The 18,675-nt window shown below is 45.0% G+C and carries 10 protein-coding genes; 1 reads left to right on the top strand and 9 read right to left on the bottom strand.

Annotation, left to right across the window (positions count from 1 at the left end; all coding sequences use genetic code 11):
* Positions 1–890, top strand: an 890-nt coding sequence (locus Q0590_RS04450; RefSeq protein ID WP_302036270.1) for an FG-GAP repeat domain-containing protein, incomplete at its 5' end; no start/stop codon positions are given.
* 42 nt (positions 891–932) lie between these two features.
* Here Q0590_RS04450 and Q0590_RS04445 read toward each other — a convergent pair.
* From Q0590_RS04445 to Q0590_RS04405, 9 genes are all read right to left on the bottom strand, one after another.
* Positions 933–3,101 carry an FN3 associated domain-containing protein gene (locus Q0590_RS04445; RefSeq protein WP_302036269.1) on the bottom strand — a complete coding sequence of 723 codons (2,169 nt, stop codon included), beginning with the start codon at positions 3,099–3,101 and terminating at the stop codon, positions 933–935.
* An 84-nt stretch (positions 3,102–3,185) separates the two neighbouring features.
* The gene (locus tag Q0590_RS04440) at positions 3,186–3,533 is read right to left on the bottom strand and encodes a hypothetical protein (protein WP_302036268.1); all 348 of its coding nucleotides are present in this window, start codon (positions 3,531–3,533) and stop codon (positions 3,186–3,188) included.
* 406 nt (positions 3,534–3,939) lie between these two features.
* Entirely contained in the window at positions 3,940–5,391 is a 1,452-nt protein-coding gene (locus tag Q0590_RS04435) for a DUF1501 domain-containing protein (RefSeq protein WP_302036267.1), read from the bottom strand.
* 278 nt (positions 5,392–5,669) lie between these two features.
* The gene (locus tag Q0590_RS04430; RefSeq protein ID WP_302036266.1) at positions 5,670–8,000 is read right to left on the bottom strand and encodes a PSD1 and planctomycete cytochrome C domain-containing protein; all 2,331 of its coding nucleotides are present in this window, start codon (positions 7,998–8,000) and stop codon (positions 5,670–5,672) included.
* An 11-nt stretch (positions 8,001–8,011) separates the two neighbouring features.
* A complete protein-coding gene (locus Q0590_RS04425) occupies positions 8,012–9,085 on the bottom strand; it encodes an FG-GAP repeat domain-containing protein (RefSeq protein ID WP_302036292.1) in 1,074 nt (357 codons plus the stop codon).
* 411 nt (positions 9,086–9,496) lie between these two features.
* A complete protein-coding gene (locus Q0590_RS04420; RefSeq protein ID WP_302036265.1) occupies positions 9,497–12,661 on the bottom strand; it encodes a PVC-type heme-binding CxxCH protein in 3,165 nt (1,054 codons plus the stop codon).
* Between the two features lie 254 nt (positions 12,662–12,915).
* Positions 12,916–14,358 (bottom strand): DUF1501 domain-containing protein, encoded by a 1,443-nt coding sequence (locus Q0590_RS04415; protein ID WP_302036264.1) that lies wholly within the window; start codon positions 14,356–14,358, stop codon positions 12,916–12,918.
* Between the two features lie 60 nt (positions 14,359–14,418).
* Positions 14,419–17,019, bottom strand: a complete 2,601-nt coding sequence (locus Q0590_RS04410; protein WP_302036263.1) for a PSD1 and planctomycete cytochrome C domain-containing protein — start codon at positions 17,017–17,019, stop codon at positions 14,419–14,421.
* Between the two features lie 126 nt (positions 17,020–17,145).
* Positions 17,146–18,666, bottom strand: a complete 1,521-nt coding sequence (locus Q0590_RS04405; RefSeq protein WP_302036262.1) for a RagB/SusD family nutrient uptake outer membrane protein — start codon at positions 18,664–18,666, stop codon at positions 17,146–17,148.
* Between the last annotated feature and the right edge of the window lie 9 nt (positions 18,667–18,675).

The raw sequence follows: 18,675 nt of genomic DNA, 5'->3' as shown, positions 1-18,675 counted from the left end.
GGCAGTGGCTGGACTATGATAGGGATGGGGATCAGGACCTGGTGCTCACAGGCGAATACCTGCCCATACGCTTGTTTGCCAACAACCAAGGCCAGCTGGTGGAAGTCACCGAAGCACTAGCTTTAGCCAAGAGTAATGGCTGGTGGAACAGGCTAGCAGTAGCTGATGTGAATGGAGATGGCTATTTAGACATCTTAGGCGCCAATCATGGCTTGAACTCCAGATTCAAAGCCAGTGAGGCAAAGCCTGTCAGCATGTATGCGGCCGACTTTGATGGTAATGGCAGTGTAGAACAGCTGGTGAGCTGCTACAATGGTGAGAAAGCCTATCCGATGGCCTTAAGGCATGATCTGGTTTCGGTACTGCCTTCGCTGAAGAAAAAGTATTTAAAGTATGAAAGCTACCAAGGGCAGCAAATAGAGCAGATCTTCACCAAAGAGCAGCTGGCAGCGGCTGAAAAGCTGGAGGCTTATGTGCTGGAGAGCAGTGTGTTTATAAATGAAGGGGGAAAGAGGTTTGCACGGAAGGCCTTACCCAGGGAGGCACAGCTATCGGTGATCTATGGGCTAGCGGCAGGCGACTATGATGGGGATGGCAAGGTGGATGTTTTGATGGGGGGCAACTTGTATGAGGCCAAGCCGGAGGTAGGCATCTATGATGGCAGCTATGGCTTGTTTCTCAAAGGCATAGGCGATGGCAGTTTTACCTCTATCCCTGCTCAGGCTAGTGGTATCCATATTAGAGGACAAGTTCGGAATATAGGTTCACTGCCAGTTGGTAATAAGCAAATAATATTTTTTGCTATGAATAATGCTCCAGTCAGAATCGTATCTATTAAAGATTCAAACAAACATCCAGTATCTGCATCCTATACTAAGGCTACCAAGTAGATGGCAAAAATACCCTACCTGAGTTTGTAGTTTAATGTGCATTTACTCCAGCGATACCTCATCAATCTGCAGCCTGGGTTTGGCGTCTTTGTCTTTCTTGAGAGTATGCCATTCGGGAAAACTGCTATTGTTTTTGGCGAATATGCGAATATAGCTTACAGGCTGCTTCGGAAAATTTACTGTTAATACATATTTAGCTGCTGGCCTCACAGCCTCCGGATAGTCTTCTACTTTGATCATTCCCAATTTTTTTAGACCTGTTTTACTGCTACCTCCCCATACTTCCATATAATGTGGCGGCATCATGCCATTTTCCACATCTTCTAAATAACTAAGGCTTACTTGCGACAACTCCAGAGGCTTGGCATACATAAAACTAGCCTGTAAGTCTTCCACCGGAAAACTCAGATATTCCTTATCATAGCGGTATAAGCTTCCGGATTTTTCATCTACCAGCATACTATCCGGCGGTAGTTTATACTTCCGGTCTGGTTTGGTTTCCAGGGTTACTTTATCAGGTTTAGGCCCAATTTTAATCAACGAGTAGGTAGCTATGGGGCTGTCTTTCCAGCCTTTCATTGCCGCCATTATTTTCAGCTGAACCGAAGAATCAATGTCAAATGGGTTGGTATATAAAATGGATTGATCTGTTGGCTCAGAACCATCTACTGTATAATAATACTTTATGTTACCCCTTCCTAATTTTACTTCAACTGTTGCCTGGTGGTGGAAAAAGGCACTGTCTATTTTGCACTGTGGAGTAGATAAAGCCGCTTCATATATGCTATCGCTTAAGTCCAGACTGGTATTATAGACTTCTAACCGGGGATTTTTCTCTTTTAATTTGGCAATCTGCTCTTCAGATACATTAGTGTTGTACAGGAATAGCTTTTTAAGATTTTTCCAGCCCGAAAGATCATTTAATGTCTGGGAAGTAATGTTAGTACCGGATAGATTAATACTTTCCAGATAAGTTAAACCGGAGAGTTGCTTCACGCCAGCATCGCTAATCGGGTTGTTTTGCAGGTGTAACTTTTGTAAATGAGGAAATTGCTGCAAAGCTTTCAGATCCTGATCTTTTAGTTTGGCATTGCCTACATCAATAGAAACCACCTGCTCCCTCAGCTCTTTGAGTTCTTCCAGATCTTGTGTAGTAAAATTATTGCGGCTGCCGGTAAATACCGCTATATAGGGTTTAGAGGCAGACAGTTGCTGAACGGTCCGGTAAGGGTTATTGAGTGTTTTTACTTTTTCCTGATCGGCAAAAGCTATTTGCAGTAAGTCTAAGCCTGTTTTAGGTTTGAATAAGGAGGCAATAATCGGGTGAATGCTATCTGCTTTGGGCAGATTTACATATTTTTCCTGTTCTTTAGCACCACTATTGATCCACCAGCCAATAAGCCTGATTTCCTCCTTTTCCAACTGCTGTTTTCCTTTTGGCGGCATATGCAGGGAATCTTCCATGGGTAGTAACGCATATTTATACAATAGGCTTTTTGCAGCATCGCCAGGTACCAGGCAATCTTTGTTTTCTCCTCCTTTCGTCAGAGAGGTATAATCTGTCAGAATTAGGTCTCCTTTGGCTTTGTTGGTATTATGGCAGGAAGAACACTTTTCATTGAGAATGGGCTGAATGACATCCCGGAACACAACAGCACTATCCGGATTATCAATTAACACGACTCGGTTTTGGGCTTGCTTGCGGTAAGGTTCTGTTAAAAAACCTTCTCCATGGGTAAGTTCCGCCCCTAAATGGCCGGTTACCGTAATGGCTGCTGCACTTATTAGTAAGGTGGGAAAATAAAAAGTGGGTGCCTTATCCTTCATCCAAACCAGCAGGCCTGCCAGCACAGATACCACTACGCCAGTCCATTTGTGCCAGACGACGGCCTCTCCCTGATAGCCGCCTTCTTTGTAGAGGAAAAACCCAAATAGCGCTGTAAGGGCGGCGCAAACCGCCAGAACATTGAATATGAAATAGGTTACCTCCTTTAAGCTTTCGTTAGATGGTTGTTTGCGCACAATGAACCATTCAATAAACAGCCCGATAAACAGCAAAGCAATCGGAAAATGCAGCAGCAGCGGGTGCATCCGTCCGGCTACCTGCAAAAATACTGGCACCTGCACCTTGTCTTCAAAAACAAGCAGAAACAGCAGCAGGATATTAAGAAAATAAATAAGGTTTAAGCTGATGGATCGAAATTGGTGCATTCAATATTATTATTTCAAATTAATCTTTAAAAATTAGTATTCTACGCATTGTATAAATCAAGTGTCGTTCCTCTACTGATAAATTCAGTAGTATACTTCCCATAAGAAGCTAAAGAAATGAGAATGATAATAATCTACTTCGAATCTTCTGTTAATCGGCTGGAACAAATCATGTTGAGCTAATTTCTGATAATCATGCCCGTGCATATTCATATTTTTTCCTATTGCCTCTATGGCCGATAGATATTGATATTTAATATATACATTTTCATCATAGTATTGGTCTCTAACTACTAGCGTATCTACATATAGCACTCCTTTCAAAGGATTGGAGACAGTTAGCTGATACTTACCAATAGGTAAATCTTTAGAGAAATGATACACTGTGATAGGCTCCATTGCCTGATTCAGAATGGTGTCTTGATTAATCATGATCACACATTGGATTCTCTCATCTGTCTCGCTATAGTTAGAAATTGAAAAAGATATATTACCCAATCTGCTGTATCCTCCAAGCAGTAGGCAACTAATAAGGACAACAATAAACTGACCTCCTAATAGAAAAACAGGATTAGGCTTATATCTATTCTTTTTCCTAAAAGTACACGCTCTCTGTAGCATTGCTTAACCAATATTCATTAAAACATATAAGACTGCTTAGCAATTTAAAACCTTGATATGTAAGCCAAAATTGCTTTTATAATCTTTAATGCAATCTCTTTATTCTCATATAGACGATGAAAGCATCTTTTTGAATTTAATTCAGCTTTCAAAGATTCCTCGTTCTTATAGTAATGGAAGGAGCTTTGTAGCTAATTTAACAGAGTTTCTATTAATCTTAAGCCAAAATCCCCTTCACCACATGGCCACTTACATCGGTTAACCGGTATCGCCTCCCCTGGTGTTTGAAAATCAGCTTCTCATGATCGTAGCCGAACAGGTGAAGAATGGTCGCCTGAAAATCGTGTACATGCACCGGATCTTTGATAATGTTATAGCCAAATTCATCCGTTTCTCCATAGACAATACCAGGCTTTATACCGCCGCCAGCCATCCAGATAGTAAAGCAACGGGGGTGATGGTCGCGGCCGTAGTTGTCGGGTTTGTAAGTTCCCTGGCAGTAGTTGGTACGGCCAAACTCACCTCCCCAGATCACCAGCGTTTCATCCAGCATACCCCGGTTTTTTAGGTCGGTAATCAGCGCAGCAGAAGCCTGGTCTACATTTTTGGCAAACCGGCGGGTAGTGCCTGGCAAATCGGTATGCGCATCCCAACCCATATGATATAACTGCACGAAACGGACACCCCTTTCAGAAAGCCTTCTGGCCAGTAAACAATTAGCAGCAAACGTGCCTGGCTGAAGCGAATCCGCACCATAGAGTTTGAATGAACTTTCCGGCTCATCCGAGAAGTCTGTTACTTCTGGAACAGATGTCTGCATCCGATAGGCCATTTCATATTGGGAAATACGGGCGGTGATTTCCGGGTCGCCAAACTCCTGTTCCTGCATATGATTTAATTCGGCAATCTGATCCAGCATTTTGCGCCGGCTTGTTGCATCCGTACCTTCTGGATTTTGGAGGTATAATACCGGCTCGTGTCCGGAACGTAGTTGTATGCCTTGATGAATAGAATCCAGGAAGCCATTGCCCCACACACGGGATGCCAGCGGCTGAATGTCTCCCTGACCACGGGAAAGCAACACACAGAAAGCAGGCAGGTTTTTATTTTCACTACCTAAGCCATAACTCAACCAGGAACCCATACTTGGCCTGCCCGGCTGTTGATTCCCAGTCTGAAAGAAGGTAACTGCCGGATCGTGGTTGATGGCTTCGGTGTGCATGCTTTTAATGATACAGATATCATCTACCACCTTGGAAGTAAACGGAAGCAACTCACCCAGCCAGGCTCCACTTTGGCCATGCTGGCCAAAATCTGCAAAAGAGCCGATCAGTGGAAAGGATTTCTGGGAAGAGGTCATCCCGGTAAGCCGTTGCCCCATTCGTACAGAAGCCGGCAGTTCCTGCCCGTGCATTTTCCGGAGCAAGGGTTTATGATCGAATAGTTCCAGCTGGGAAGGAGCACCGCTTTGAAATAAGTAAATGACCCGCTTGGCTTTGGGGGCAAAGTGCGATACGCCGACAGGTAGTTGGTCTTCCTCTTTTTTGCCGCTAAATAAATTCGGCATCAGCAAAGAGCCTAGCGCCAGGCTACCAATACCCACACTTGCCCTGGAGAGGAAAGTCCGGCGGTTCATATGTAGCGCTTGCTTCAGCAGTTCGTTAGACATAGGTATATGGGTTAATACGTGTGCTGATTGAGTTTAATTTTTATAAGTTTTTACTAAAGTATTGAAAGAAGACTTTATAGAAAGCTTTTGTCCTCCAGGGCCGGACGGGCCCCGCTTTCCCAACTGCACTGTATACAGTTCACACATCCCTACTCCCTGTGCCTCAGCTAGTATAAGGTGCCTTTTGTGAAAGCTGTTGTTATAAAAGTAATCTTTGATAATATACTAACATGCTTCTATATTTCTTCTTTGCAAATGACCAATGACTACTGACTAGGTTACGATTTGCTGATGGCTTCGTCCAGGTTGTAGATCATGCTGACTACGTGCATCATGGCAGCGCAGGCAACCGGGTCTAGTTTTTCATTTTGTGGATAAGCGCCAACATTCAGAAACTTTTTAGCCAGCAAAGGCTGCGCTTTAAACCGGGACAATTCACTGGTATACCCATCCATCAAAATTTCAACTTCTTTCTCAGTAGGCCTCCGGCTAACAATCTTCCGGAAGGCTTGCTCTATTTTTTGCTCGGTTGACAGCGTATGCTTTTCTAGTAGCTGTGAACCTAATACTCTGGATGCTTCCAGTATTTGCGGGTCGTTTAGTAAATTGAGTGCTTGTAGTGGGGTGCTGGTCCGCACACGCCGCACTTCACAGATCTCTTTCATGGCTGCATCGAAAATGAGCATTGAAGGTGGCGGGATGGTTTTGCGCCAGTACGTATACAGGCTCCGGCGGTACAGTTTGGGTCCGTTATCTTGTATATAGCCCATTTCACCCCGGTCTTTCCGTCCGGCAGCAATAGCTTCCCAGATACCTTCCGGCTGATAAGGTTTTACACTTGGCCCGCCAATTTCCGGGTTCAATAAGCCACTGGTAAATAATACATTATCCCGGATCATCTCCCCATTTAAACGGTAGCGGGCGCTGCGGGCAAGCCACACATTATCCGGATCTTTCTCCCGAAGCTCTTTACTGGTAGCCGATGATTGCTGATATGTGGCAGACATCACCATCTTTTTTAGTAGGTACTTTATATCCCAGCCATGTTCCCGGAAATCTACGGCCAAATAATCCAGTAATTCCGGATGGGAGGGAAGGGTGCCCTGGTTGCCAAAATCTTCGGAGGTTGCAACAATGCCTCTTCCGAACATCTCCTGCCATAGGCGGTTCACCATTACTCTGGAGGTAAGCGGATTACGTGCATCAAACAACCATTTAGTCAATCCCAGCCGGTTAGCGCCATATACAGTAGAATCGAAAGGCATAATGGCTGCTGGCGTACTAGGCTTTACTTCTACTTCTGTAGGTTTGTCATATTCACCCCGGTTCAATACAAAGGTTTTACGAGGCTCATCATCACTCATCACCATTACACTTACCGTATCTTTTGAACCAATGGTACTGCCATTAACAAACTTCAGCACATCTTTTAAGTCAGATTGTGTAATGGTAATACTAGGTTTAGGAAGTTCATAGTAGCCAATCAAGCCTTTCTCTTTTACTTTATTGAAGAAGGCATAAATAGAGAAAAAGTCTTTCTGGAGAATAGGGTCATACTTATGGTCGTGGCAGCGGCTGCATTCCACACTCATGCCTAAAAAAGCTTTTCCAAACGTATTGGTCCGGTCGGCTACATATTCGGTGCGGTATTCTTCTGGAATTACGCCGCCTTCCTGGGTTATCTTATGATTCCGGTTAAAGCCACTCGCCAGGATCTGTTCTTTGGTCGCATCTGGCAACAAGTCGCCGGCCAGTTGCCAGGTAACAAACTGGTCATAGGGCAGGTTTTTGTTGAAAGCATGAATTACCCAATCCCGCCAGGGCCACATAATTCTGGGCAGATCATCCTGATAGCCGTGCGAATCGCCATATCTGGCCACATCCAGCCAGTAGTTGGCCCATCGTTCGCCATACGCCGTAGAAGCCAGCAGCTGATCTACCATTTTTTCATAAGCTTGTGGCGATTCGTCTTTCAGGAAGGCATCCATTTGCTCCAGAGATGGCGGAAGCCCGGTTAAATCAAAGCTTACCCGTCGTATTAATCGTTCTTTGTCGGCCGGCTTACTAGGGGAGAAGCCATGTTCTTTCAGCTTAACGCCTATAAAACGGTCTATTTCATTGTTGCCCCATTCGTCAAATTGTTTTTCGGGAAGTTTTGCTTTCTGTGGAGGAATAAATGCCCAATGCTTTTTATATTCTGCTCCCTGTTCTATCCATCGTTTGAGGATATTTTTTTCTTCTTCGGTCAGGACTAAGTTAGACTCTGCCGGCGGCATCCGGAAGGTAGGATCTTCGGAAAAAATGCGTTTGACCAACATACTTTGCTCCGGGTTTCCCCGCACAATAGCAAACGTATGTGGATCAGATTTCAGGGCCATAAACGCTCCTTCTTCGGTATCCAGACGCAAGCCGGAATCCCTTTTTTTCTCGTCAGGCCCATGGCAGGCAAAGCATTTATCAGACAGGATGGGTTTTACCTGATAGTTAAAATCAATCTTATTCGATTTACTGGCAAGCACCGTATCTGTCTGGGTACTTTTGTCTGAGCAAGCCTGCCATATAACTACTGCCAGAAAGATAATGAATGCCGATAGAATAATTCCCTTCATGATAAAAACTATTAGTAATCCGTACCCTCGTTATAGAATATAGCTAAGCCATCTTTACCGGCAACAATAATGTCTTTGCGGCCATTGCCCCGCAGATCGGCTACAGCGAAGATAACTCCGCTACCCTTGCCTTGCCCGTAGGGTCCATAAGAAATGACATGTTTGGTAAAAGATTCTCCATTCCACTTAAAGTAGAAGATGCCAAGCGGATCTTTCTCACCCGGATCTCTTCCATTGTGAGCCCGGTACCGTTTACCAGTAACTAACTCTTCTTTTCCATCGCCATCCAGGTCTACCCACTCCATGGTATGGTATTGGGCTACAAAAGGATCAATGGGATGTTTAGCCCAGGTCCGTTTCTTGCCAGATGCATCGGTTTTCTGCTCGTACCAATCTAGTCCATAGCCATGTCCCTGCCCTACAATCAGATCATTCTTTCCGTCTCCATTTACGTCTACGACCAGGATGGGTACACTGGCGGTACCTAGTTCAAATTCATTGTGGATAATCCATTTGCCTTTTAAGGGATCTTGCGGAGCTTCCACCCAACCGTTGCTGATGATGAAATCTCCCCGTTTGTCGCCGTTCACATCCCCAAAACCAAGGCCGTGCCCTTGCTTATCGGCAACCGGTATTTTGGTAAACTTACCAGTACCTTTTCCTGACGCATCCTTTTCCAGTTTATAGAATTTTAGTGGATGGCCCGGGTTGTTGGGTACAATCTCTATTTGTCCGTCATTGTCTACATCCCAGCCTCTGGCTGTTTCTACATTTCCTGTCTGATCAATTACATGTTGTTTCCACTCCCCTTTGTTGCCCGAATTTTCCATCCAGACCATCTGCTGGTTATCCCATCCGCCGGTAGCAAAATCCATGTTGCCATCGCCATTCACATCGATGGGAATATGGGCTAAGTCATCGTAGTACTCTCCATTGCCAAACCGTTTGACATTGCCTATATAATGTCTGTTTTGAAACTCAGGGGCCTCATACCAGAAAGCTCCGGAAACAATATCTGGTTTGCCATCTTTATTTACATCGTACACGCCTACGGTTTCATAGCTTTCGGAGGCTACCATCTGCATCTTAAAGAGCACAGGTTTTATTTCTTTTTTAGCTTTCGGGTTTTCTTCCTGGGCGCAGGAAGGTTGCAAACTGACTAGGCTTGTCAGTAGCACCGTTATCCCCAGTGATGGATAGAATTTGGATATTAACTTGTTGCTCAACGCAGTTCTTGGTTTCATGGGAGATCGCTTATATATAATAGAGTCTGGTTTAGATCAAGAATTGTTATATTATCAGGTAAATATGGATTGCGTATACACCCCGCGTGTATTGCACACCGATACTTTTTGCCCTCATGGCCGGGCGGGCCTCGCTTTTACAACACCGCTGTATAGAATCCGCACAAGCCAGCTCCCAGTGCCAAAGATTCTAAAAGGCGGCTTTTGTAAAAGCTGTTGTCATCTACTTGCATTTATCTTCTTCATTATTTATTATTTCACACTTAGCAGGTAAGAAAGCAAGGCGTTGAAATCTTCCTGGGAAAGTGTCTGGCTAAATGTATCTGGCATCAGGGTATATTTAGAAGCTTTCTGCTCCATTATTTCTTCTTTCGGTACCGAAAATTCTTTGCCCGACATATCAGCAAATACCAGGGCTCCGCCTTCGTCTCTGCGGTAAAGTCCGGTTAGTACTTTGCCATTTTTTAAGGTAATGGTATAGGTTCTGAATGCTTCTGAAATATTCCGGTTAGGGTCTAGTATCTTTTCTGCTAGAGCCGTGGCTCCCCAGTTACCAATACCGGTCAGTTGAGGACCGATAATTCCACCTTCGTTTCCGATCCGGTGGCAAGGCGAACAATTTTGCACGAACAGCCCTTTCCCTGGACTTTTTAATGTGTCTGATTGGGTAAATACAGCCAGGCGTTCTTTAATTAACTTATCCTTTTCTTCACTCACCGGCGGCAGGCTAGCTATTAATTTTTGATACTCTGCTTTCTGTGCTGCTGAACTATTGGATAAAATGCGTTCTTCAATTTTGGGTTGTTGCAGGGTGCGTGCGAAAATTTCTCCACTTTTTACTTTCTGAAAAATAATGCTTCTACCTTCTGCTGTGCCAGCCAGTGCCATTGCTATATCTCCCTGGATTTCAGGTGAGAGATTAGTAGTGTTGGCTAATACTTTTCTGGTGGCACTGCCAGGAAATTCGCCTAATACACTTACCAATTGCCTTCTGAACCACAGGGGTTGACTACTATCTTGCAGCAATTGTTCTATCAGTTTTATATTTGTTTCAGCATTTAGCTGAAGCAGGCTTCTGGCGGCAGCTAGTTGTACATTTTTGTCGGTTGTTATCCCTTGCAGGGCTGTTTTTAGGTGAGGCTCCAGAGCTGATAGTTTGTAATCGCCGGCTATTTCTACAGCAAGGCGTTGCTGGGCAATAACTGAATCTGGTAGCTTCTGGGTTTTATTGCTTACTTGCGTTGCCACATTGTCTGGAAAATGTTCAGTCAGTAAACTTTGTGCGATTTCCGTACCCCACTCTTTCAGTAAGCTTGCATTCTTCGTTTCTCTCTCTTGCATACCTTTCCGGATAGCGGTAAAGGTTTGGTAAGCACTGGTTTTATTGCCTGCAGATTGTTGTCTAGCTAAATTAATTGCTTTGCTTACGTGACTTGCTGGTGCAAACTTGGCGATATGCTGCCATGCAATGGCTTGTTGCTGACTGGGCAAGGCATGGGATGTGCTGTAATCTAATAAAAACAGGGCAGCTTTTTCTGCTTTTACGCCCGTTAGTACATCGGCCAGAATAGCTCCTTGCTCATCCTTCCATTTTCTGTTTAGTACTTGCGCCAGCGTTTGATCATTCCGGAGGACATTCCGTAGCCCCAGGCGTGTCGTGTACAAATGATGGGTATCATACGCAGGTATTTTTTGCTGATGTGCCAAAAGAGCTTCTACGGTTTTTACAGTGGTATTTTTACCTATGGCTTCTACAGCTGCCCGTTGCACATGTGCATCGGTATCATTCAGTGCAGAAGCAAGCAAAGAGAAATAGGGTGCTGTATGCGGTTTTTCATTCATAATCCGCATGGCATGTACCCTAACCAATGGATCTGCATGTTTAGCGGATTTGGTAAGTATCTCATCGGAAAGAGCCTTGAGCCGGTGTAGTACCCACAAGCTGTGAATATACTGCCGGGCACTGGTCTGCGGATTGTTCAGTATCTGGGTTAAAGGGGGTACAGCAGTTGTTCCAATACGGTCGGCAAGCTGATCGGCAGCTGCCATGCGAATAGGCAGGTTATCGTGGTTTAATGCTTGTATTAGTTCTGCTGCAGTAGCTGTGGTCCAGTTTGTCTGATGCGCTAAGTTTGTTTGGCTGCTATTACCTTTGTAGGAAACCCGCCAGATGCGGCCTCTGATCCGGTCCCGCTTGGGATGTTCTAAAGGAACTTCATAATGGCCAATAATGCTGTTGTAGAAGTCAGCAATATAAATGGCTCCATCAGGCCCCATCTTTACATCTACCGGCCTGAACCAGGGGTCGGCACTCAACACAAAGTCTTCTTCCTTCTTTCCTACTGGTGTGGTGCCTTTGAACTCAAAAGAATAGCGGTGTACCCGGCAGGTAACTACATCGCCAATGAAAAAATTCATGTGAAAAGAGGCAGGAAATTGTGAAGAAGCATAGTACGCTAATCCGGCTAATGCGGTAGATTCTTCCTCCAGGGATTTCATATCCGGGCCAAATCCGATGCCTTCTGGTAATTTACCAAAGTGCGGGTAATCAGCTCCAAAAATTAGTTGGTACAGGGGAGAGGTATGGCAATCGGCTGAGTACAGATATCCTAGTTCATCATAGGCCAATCCAAAGGGATTTACCCGGCCAAAGGTGGTTTGTTCTACCCGGCTGCCATCTGGCCGGAAGCGGAAGGTGTTGCCAGATTCCATGCGGATAGAGTCGCCATCGGCACCGGCCACAACCGACGTATTGGAGAAGCCATGCCCGGCATGTATCCAGCCATCGTAGCCGCGCACCAGATTATTGACCATGCCATGCGTATCTTTATGCCCAAAAGGACTTAACAGGGCTTTCTTACCTTCTGCCTTGCCATCGTTATTTGCATCCGTAAACCGGTATACATGCGGAATGCTATAGGCAACGGCCCCATCGTGCAGAGGCAGAACACCAATAGGGATATTTAAAGTATCATTAACATGGGTAAAGCGGTCGGCTTTGCCGTCGTGGTTCGTATCTTCCAGAATCGTCAGCCGGTCGCTGCCTTCGCCTGGTTTGGCAGCAAATGGATATTCAAAAGATTGGGTAACCCATAAGCGGCCCTGGGCATCGAAAGCCATGTTGATGGGTTTGCCTATATCTGGTTCAGAGGCATACAATTCTATTTTAAAACCATCCGGCACTTTAAACCCTTTTTGTTCTTCCTCGGGGCTACGGGCTTCTGTCGGCCGTACGTGTTCACTAAAATGTTTGCCACTGAATACGCCTTCTGTTAATTCAGTTACTGGCCGTTCGACTACAGGTTGGTCTGCTGTAGTTTGCTGAGCTGGCTGATTATTTTTTGTTGTGGTTTTTACACAATTCACCAGAAGTAAAGAAGCGGCAAAGGACAAGAAAATGAGTTTAGGTGGTTTCATTTATTTGTTGCTTTTATAAGTAATTCTTGCTTTCGCAGTAAGCAGCTAAAGCGGTTACTTCTTTAAAAAATCAGGTCTTCTTTACTCAAAAATTAAATCAGGGATTAACTGTATAGGACTTTCTAGCTCTTCTATAATGACATATTTAATTGCAGAAAGTTAGCTAAAATTATTAAAATAGATACATTTTTTCAGGGTTAAATTCAATATTATAAGCGGTTACATCTAGGTAACAAGACTTCAACTTAGATAGATTATGCTTTTTCCGGTTGCCCAAACAGTTCCATTACAGGTTTGCCTAACCCATCAGGCGTTGTGTAAAATGGACGTTCTTCCACTACATAATGTGCATCTTCGGCAATACCCAAGGCATGGTAAATCGTCTGATGGATCTGGTCTATTTTGATAGGCTTTTCTATGGTTTTGCAAGGCCGTTCATCGGCTGTTTTTCCATAGGCATACCCTTTTTTTATACCTCCACCAAACATCAGTATAGAGCATCCATCGGTAAAATGCCGGTGCATGCCATAGTTCTTAATATCCTGGATTACATCCGGTTGATCTACCTGGTCTAGTACTTTTGCGCCTGGGCGGCCTTCCATTAACATATCCCGGCTAAATTCACTGGCCAGTATAACCATGGTGCGGTCTAAGCGCCCTGTTCGTTCCAGATCTTTTATTAATTGGGCCACCGGGCCATCAATCTGCTTTTTCATGTCTTTCAGCCGGGTGTGTCCATTTTCATGCGTATCCCAACCCATAAATGGTTCGTACTCCGTTGTGACACTAATAAAGCGGGCACCCTGTTCAGTAAGGCGGCGGGCCATCAGGCAACCTAAGCCAAAGCGGCCGGTGTTATAAATATCATAGATTTCTTTTGGCTCCTGGCTCAGATCAAATGCCTTTGCTTCGGGTGAATTGAGCAGAATATAAGCTTGTTCCATAGACCGTTTTAGCGATTCTTTCTGATAATCGCTGCCAAACTCACCTACCGGACTTTGACTAATGAGGTCATTATACAACTGGTTTCGCCGCTCAAACCGTTTGCTGGACATCCCCACTGGTGGCCGAACGCTATCTAGTCCTTGTGAGGGATCTGGAATGAGGAATGGGCCGAACTCATTGCCTAAAAAACCGGCTGTATGAAAAGCTTTCAGTTCTTCCCCTTCACCCACTGTGAAGCGTTGTCCAATGTCAATAAAGGCCGGAATTACTGGATTCATTGGACCTAGTTCTTTGGCTATCCAGGCGCCAATATGCGGAGCTGCCACGGTTTGAGGAGGTTCGTAACCGGTGTGCCAGTGGTACTGATGCCTGGAGTGCAGAATATGCCCCAGGTCAGCGGCCACATACGAGCGGATAATGGTTCCTTTGTCCATGACACTACCAATGGATTGCAGACCTTCAGAAAAGGAAACGCCATCTAAAGATGTAGGGAAGGAGGGGAAGGTGCTCAACACCCGGTTCGACTCCAGGCCTTTTTCGAAAGGGGTGTATTTTTTAGGATCAAAGGTTTCGGTATGCGCCATACCTCCGGCCATCCATAGCAAGATAATGGTATCGGCTTTGGAAGTAATGGTTTTCTTCTTGTTGCAGGAAGATAAAAAACTGGTCATTGGAGCACCGGCAGCCATGGCAGCCAAGGTAGCTGCACTGGTTCTCTTTAAAAACTCTCTTCTGTTCCAATTCATTTTCATTTAGGTATAATTAGATTATTAAGAGTATGATGAAAAATGCAAGCTGAGATTTTAGTATGGTTAATAAATCAGCTGGAATTCGGGGTGCAGCGTCATGGCCCAGAACAGATCTTGTATGCCTTCGGTGGTGGGTTTCTCTCCCAATACATCTTTAGCTACTTTCAGTTCTTTGGGTTGTGGTTTTCGTCCTAAGGCACGCCTGTACAGTTCGTTTATCAATTCATCTGTGCCAGGATATTTTTGCTTCCAGGTTTCTGCACCTCTTTGGAGTACTTCATTTAATCTTTCTCCATTTGTCAGTTCCAAGGCTTGTAATAGATTAGCCCGTGAATCCCTTCCGGTAGAAACAGTTTCGCGGTTAGGTCGGCCAAGCGCTGTGAGGAAACTATTGTTCTTCACCAAGGAAGCCCGCACAAACGTCATGTTCGGATGCAGAGCATTTGCCGGTTCTTCTTTGGAATCATTTACCAGTTTTACTACCTTTTTCTGCTCTTTTTTCTTTTTGGAATCTTTTACTTTTTTGTGTTTATCCGGATTGTATGGATCAAAATGCAAGGCGGTATCGGCAAAAACGGGCTCTATGATGCTGCTTATGGCATCGGAAAATTGTTCAGCCGTCATTCTCCGCCGGAGCATACCTTTGAACTCAAAATCCTGTGCAATTAAAGAGTTAGCATCTTTAATACCGACAGAAGGCAACTGATACGTTTTGGATGTAGCAATCTGATAAATGAGTTCTTTGATGTTGTAATTATTCTTTACAAAGTCGGAAGCCATCCAGTCGAGCAGGTCCTGACTCCAGGGTTCGTTATCCATGGCATCTACTGGCTCCACAATACCCCGGCCCATTAGCTGCGCCCATATCCGGTTTACAATAGTCCGGTACAGGCGGCCATTGGCAGGTTTGGTCAGGTTCTCGGCCAGTTGTTGCAGTTTTACAGCGGAAATAGCTGTACTATCTATCGTGCCTAATTCCTCCCAAAGAATACGGGTGCTGGCAAACTTGCCAGTGGGTTTGTCGCAGCGGTTTATTTCCAGGGTAGTATCAGCAAATATATTAGCAAAAGCATAGGCATCAGTTAGTTTCCAGTCGCTGATAAAGCTGTCGTGGCAGGAGGCACATTTCAGGTTCAATCCTAAAAATACCTGGGCTACATTCTGAGCTGCCTGCATTTCTGTCCGCTGGCTGGCATTGATGGTACCGCGCCATTTAATACCAGCTACAAATCCTTTGGAATCATCCGTCGGGCTGATGAGTTCTTTTACAAATTGATTATACGGTGTGTTGGTTTTGATGGCTTTATAGAGCCAGCTGGTAATATCATAACGTCCGCCAGTAATGTAGCCAGTACCAGTATAATCGTTGCGGAGAGCATCGTTCCAGAAGGTGAGCCAGTGCATGGCATAGTCATCTTCCCGGTTTAATAACTGCTTAACCCATATGGCCCGTTTATCGGGGCGGGTATCTTGCAGAAAGGCTTGTTGTTCTTCCGGGGTGGGGACCAGGCCAATAATATCCAGGTAAATTCTTCTTAAATAGGTTTTGTCGTCCACTACCTCCGGCCAAGCTGTTTTCTTTTTCTTGAAATACGAATCTACAAACGCATCAATTGGACTTTGCAGTTTACTGGCAGGCAGAGCAGGCATTCTGGGTTCCAGTTTGGCTACGCGGAATACACTTTGCCCATCAGCTACATCTGGCCAGGGGGCACCTTTATCAATCCAAAACTTAATAACGTCTATTTCATGTTCCGATAGTTTTTTGCCTTTGCCGGGCATTACTTCTTTGTGATTATGCGGTAAGGTAATCCGGCGCATCAGTTCACTTTTTCCGGAGTTGCCAGGGACAATTACCTCGCCTGATTTGCCCCCTTTAAAGACCATACGTTTTTTATCTAACCGCAACTCGCCTTTTATTTTTTCGGCACTGTGGCAGCTATAACAGTTGTGGGCAAAAATAGCCCGTATCTGTCCATTCAGGTCTAGTTCCTGCGCTTCACTGAGTTTAGTAGTATCGTTCCTCAGGGATACAAAGTTAAATTTACTGCCAGATTGGGCGAGTGCATTATCCTGGTTCCAGGGAAGCACACTGGTTAGGTATTCATTGCCATGGGTGAGTGAAGCGCCGAAGTGCCCGGCTACAGAAACCCCAAAAGCCGTAAAAAACAAGATGCTGCGGTAAGGTTTTACAAAGGTTTGTTGCTTTTTCCGTTCGACCAGGAAGAGAAAAGCCAGGGTAATGACCCCCAGAAAAGCCGTAGCATAGCCAGACCACTGATGGATAGCTAAGGTGTCTCCGCCATATTCTTCCTGGGTGGATAATAGCCAGCCCAATACAGCGGCTATAATGGCCGTAGAAGCTCCTATATAGACCAGTAGATTGATGCCTGGACGAAGGCTGGACCGATAATTTTTGAAGGTAAAAAGTTCTAACACCGCGGCTAATAGCAGCAGACTTACCGGAAAATGTACAGCTAAGGGATGAAGCCTGCCCAGAAACTGCCAAAGCCAGAAAGGCTGAGCTTCCTCGGCTACCTCTTGCAGGCCTGCGGCATATCCATCAGAAAGTAAAAGAGGATGCAGCAGGCTTAGCATAAAAAGCATACCGGTAAGCATGCATCCTTTTTTAGTAGTAAACAGATTAGTTATAGGCTTATTCATCAGATACCAGGGTGGTGTTGATTAAAAACTTAGTGCGCAGCAATACGCTTTCTATTTATTGTTTTACTAAAATTTTGATTATCAGGGTTATATAGGCAACGCATACAACCCTGATAATAGTTTCCTTTAATAACCGGGATTCTGGGTCAGTTTATCATTTATCAGAATCTGCGGCGCCGGAATGGGGAACAAATATTCATGCGGCTCATACACATAGTCCAGGGCATTGAAGGCCACGCCGCCTCTATCTACTGTTGGGCTAGCTTTTTCCTGGGCAGCGTAGGCATTCAGGAATGCTGCTAGTTCCGTTGGATTTTTGGTCCTTCTCAGGTCAAACCAGCGGTGGTTTTCAAAAGCCAGTTCTACTCGCCGCTCGTGCAGCACGGTTTCTCTAAAAGCATTGGCATCCAGTCCGCTCACCGGATCGAGTCCGGCCCGTGCGCGTACCTGGTTCAGATAACCATAGGCTTCATCGGTTGGCCCGGTCTGTTCATTTATGGCTTCTGCCAGCATTAACAGTACATCGGCATAGCGGATAACCGGCCAATTAGTGTCTGTCCGGCCGGCAATGGTATGCTTATAATTATATTTATTAACAAACGGAATAGCTATATATTCCCCTTTGGCATTGGTATAGCCTTCTTTTAAGGATATATCTTTCCGCAGATCGTTGGGCTCATAGGCAGCAATCATATCCCGGGTAGGAATGTTACGTCCGCTTGGGTTGACATTAGCATAGCCGGTAATGGCTCCCAGAGACAGCCTGGGGGCAAATACATAGATAAAATTACTCCACTCGCCCAAGTCATTTCCTCCCTGGTATTGTACCTCAAATACGGATTCTATGCCATTTTTCTTCGTTGGATCAAAGTTGTCGGCATAATTTGTATTTAGGCCATAGCCTAAGGGCAATACCTGTTGGAGAGTGGTTACTGCTTCAGCATACTGCTTTTTAGTCAGATACACTTTACCTAATAAACTTAGCGCAGCCCCTTTGGTAACCCGGCCTGCGTTAGCTGCATTGTATTTAACAGGCAGTGCTTCAGCGGCTTCTTTCAGGTCTTTCTCAATCTGGGCGTATACCTCGGCTTCCGGCGACCGCAGCAGAGTAAAGGCTTCGTCTGGTGTTTTCAGGGTCGAAGTAACCAATACCACATCGCCAAAATACTGCACCAGATGAAAGTAATAGTATGCCCGCAAAAACTTCAGCTGTCCTTCTATTTCTGCTTTCGCTGTAGGATCAATAGTAGCGGTGCTGGCAGCAATTTTTTCCAGGGTAAAGTTCACATTATAGAGGGCCGCATAATAGGCATTCCACATGTTGGAGATTTCCCCATTTCCGGAATTTACTGTAGAAAATTCAAAGGCCTCCCATCCGGCAGCTCCTCCGCGGTCTAGGGGGTTGAAGTCAAGCGTAGTATTATCGGTATTAAACTCCTGAAAAATATAGGCAGTATTGGTAACAGCCTGTAGATAGCCATATACTCCATTTAATGCTTGTTCTAATTGCTTCTGATCTTTGTAGAAAAGGTCAGCTCCAACGCGGGTTGGGTCGGTGGTGTCCAGAAAATCATCTTTACAAGAAGTTTGGGCAAGGCCAATTACCAGAATACTGGCAGCTACAATATGTTTGATTTGTTTCTTCATGTCAGTAGG

The organism is Rhodocytophaga aerolata (genome assembly GCF_030503435.1).
Taxonomy (GTDB): Bacteria; Bacteroidota; Bacteroidia; order Cytophagales; family 172606-1; genus Rhodocytophaga; species Rhodocytophaga aerolata.
This window is presented reverse-complemented; position numbering and strand designations above follow the sequence as displayed.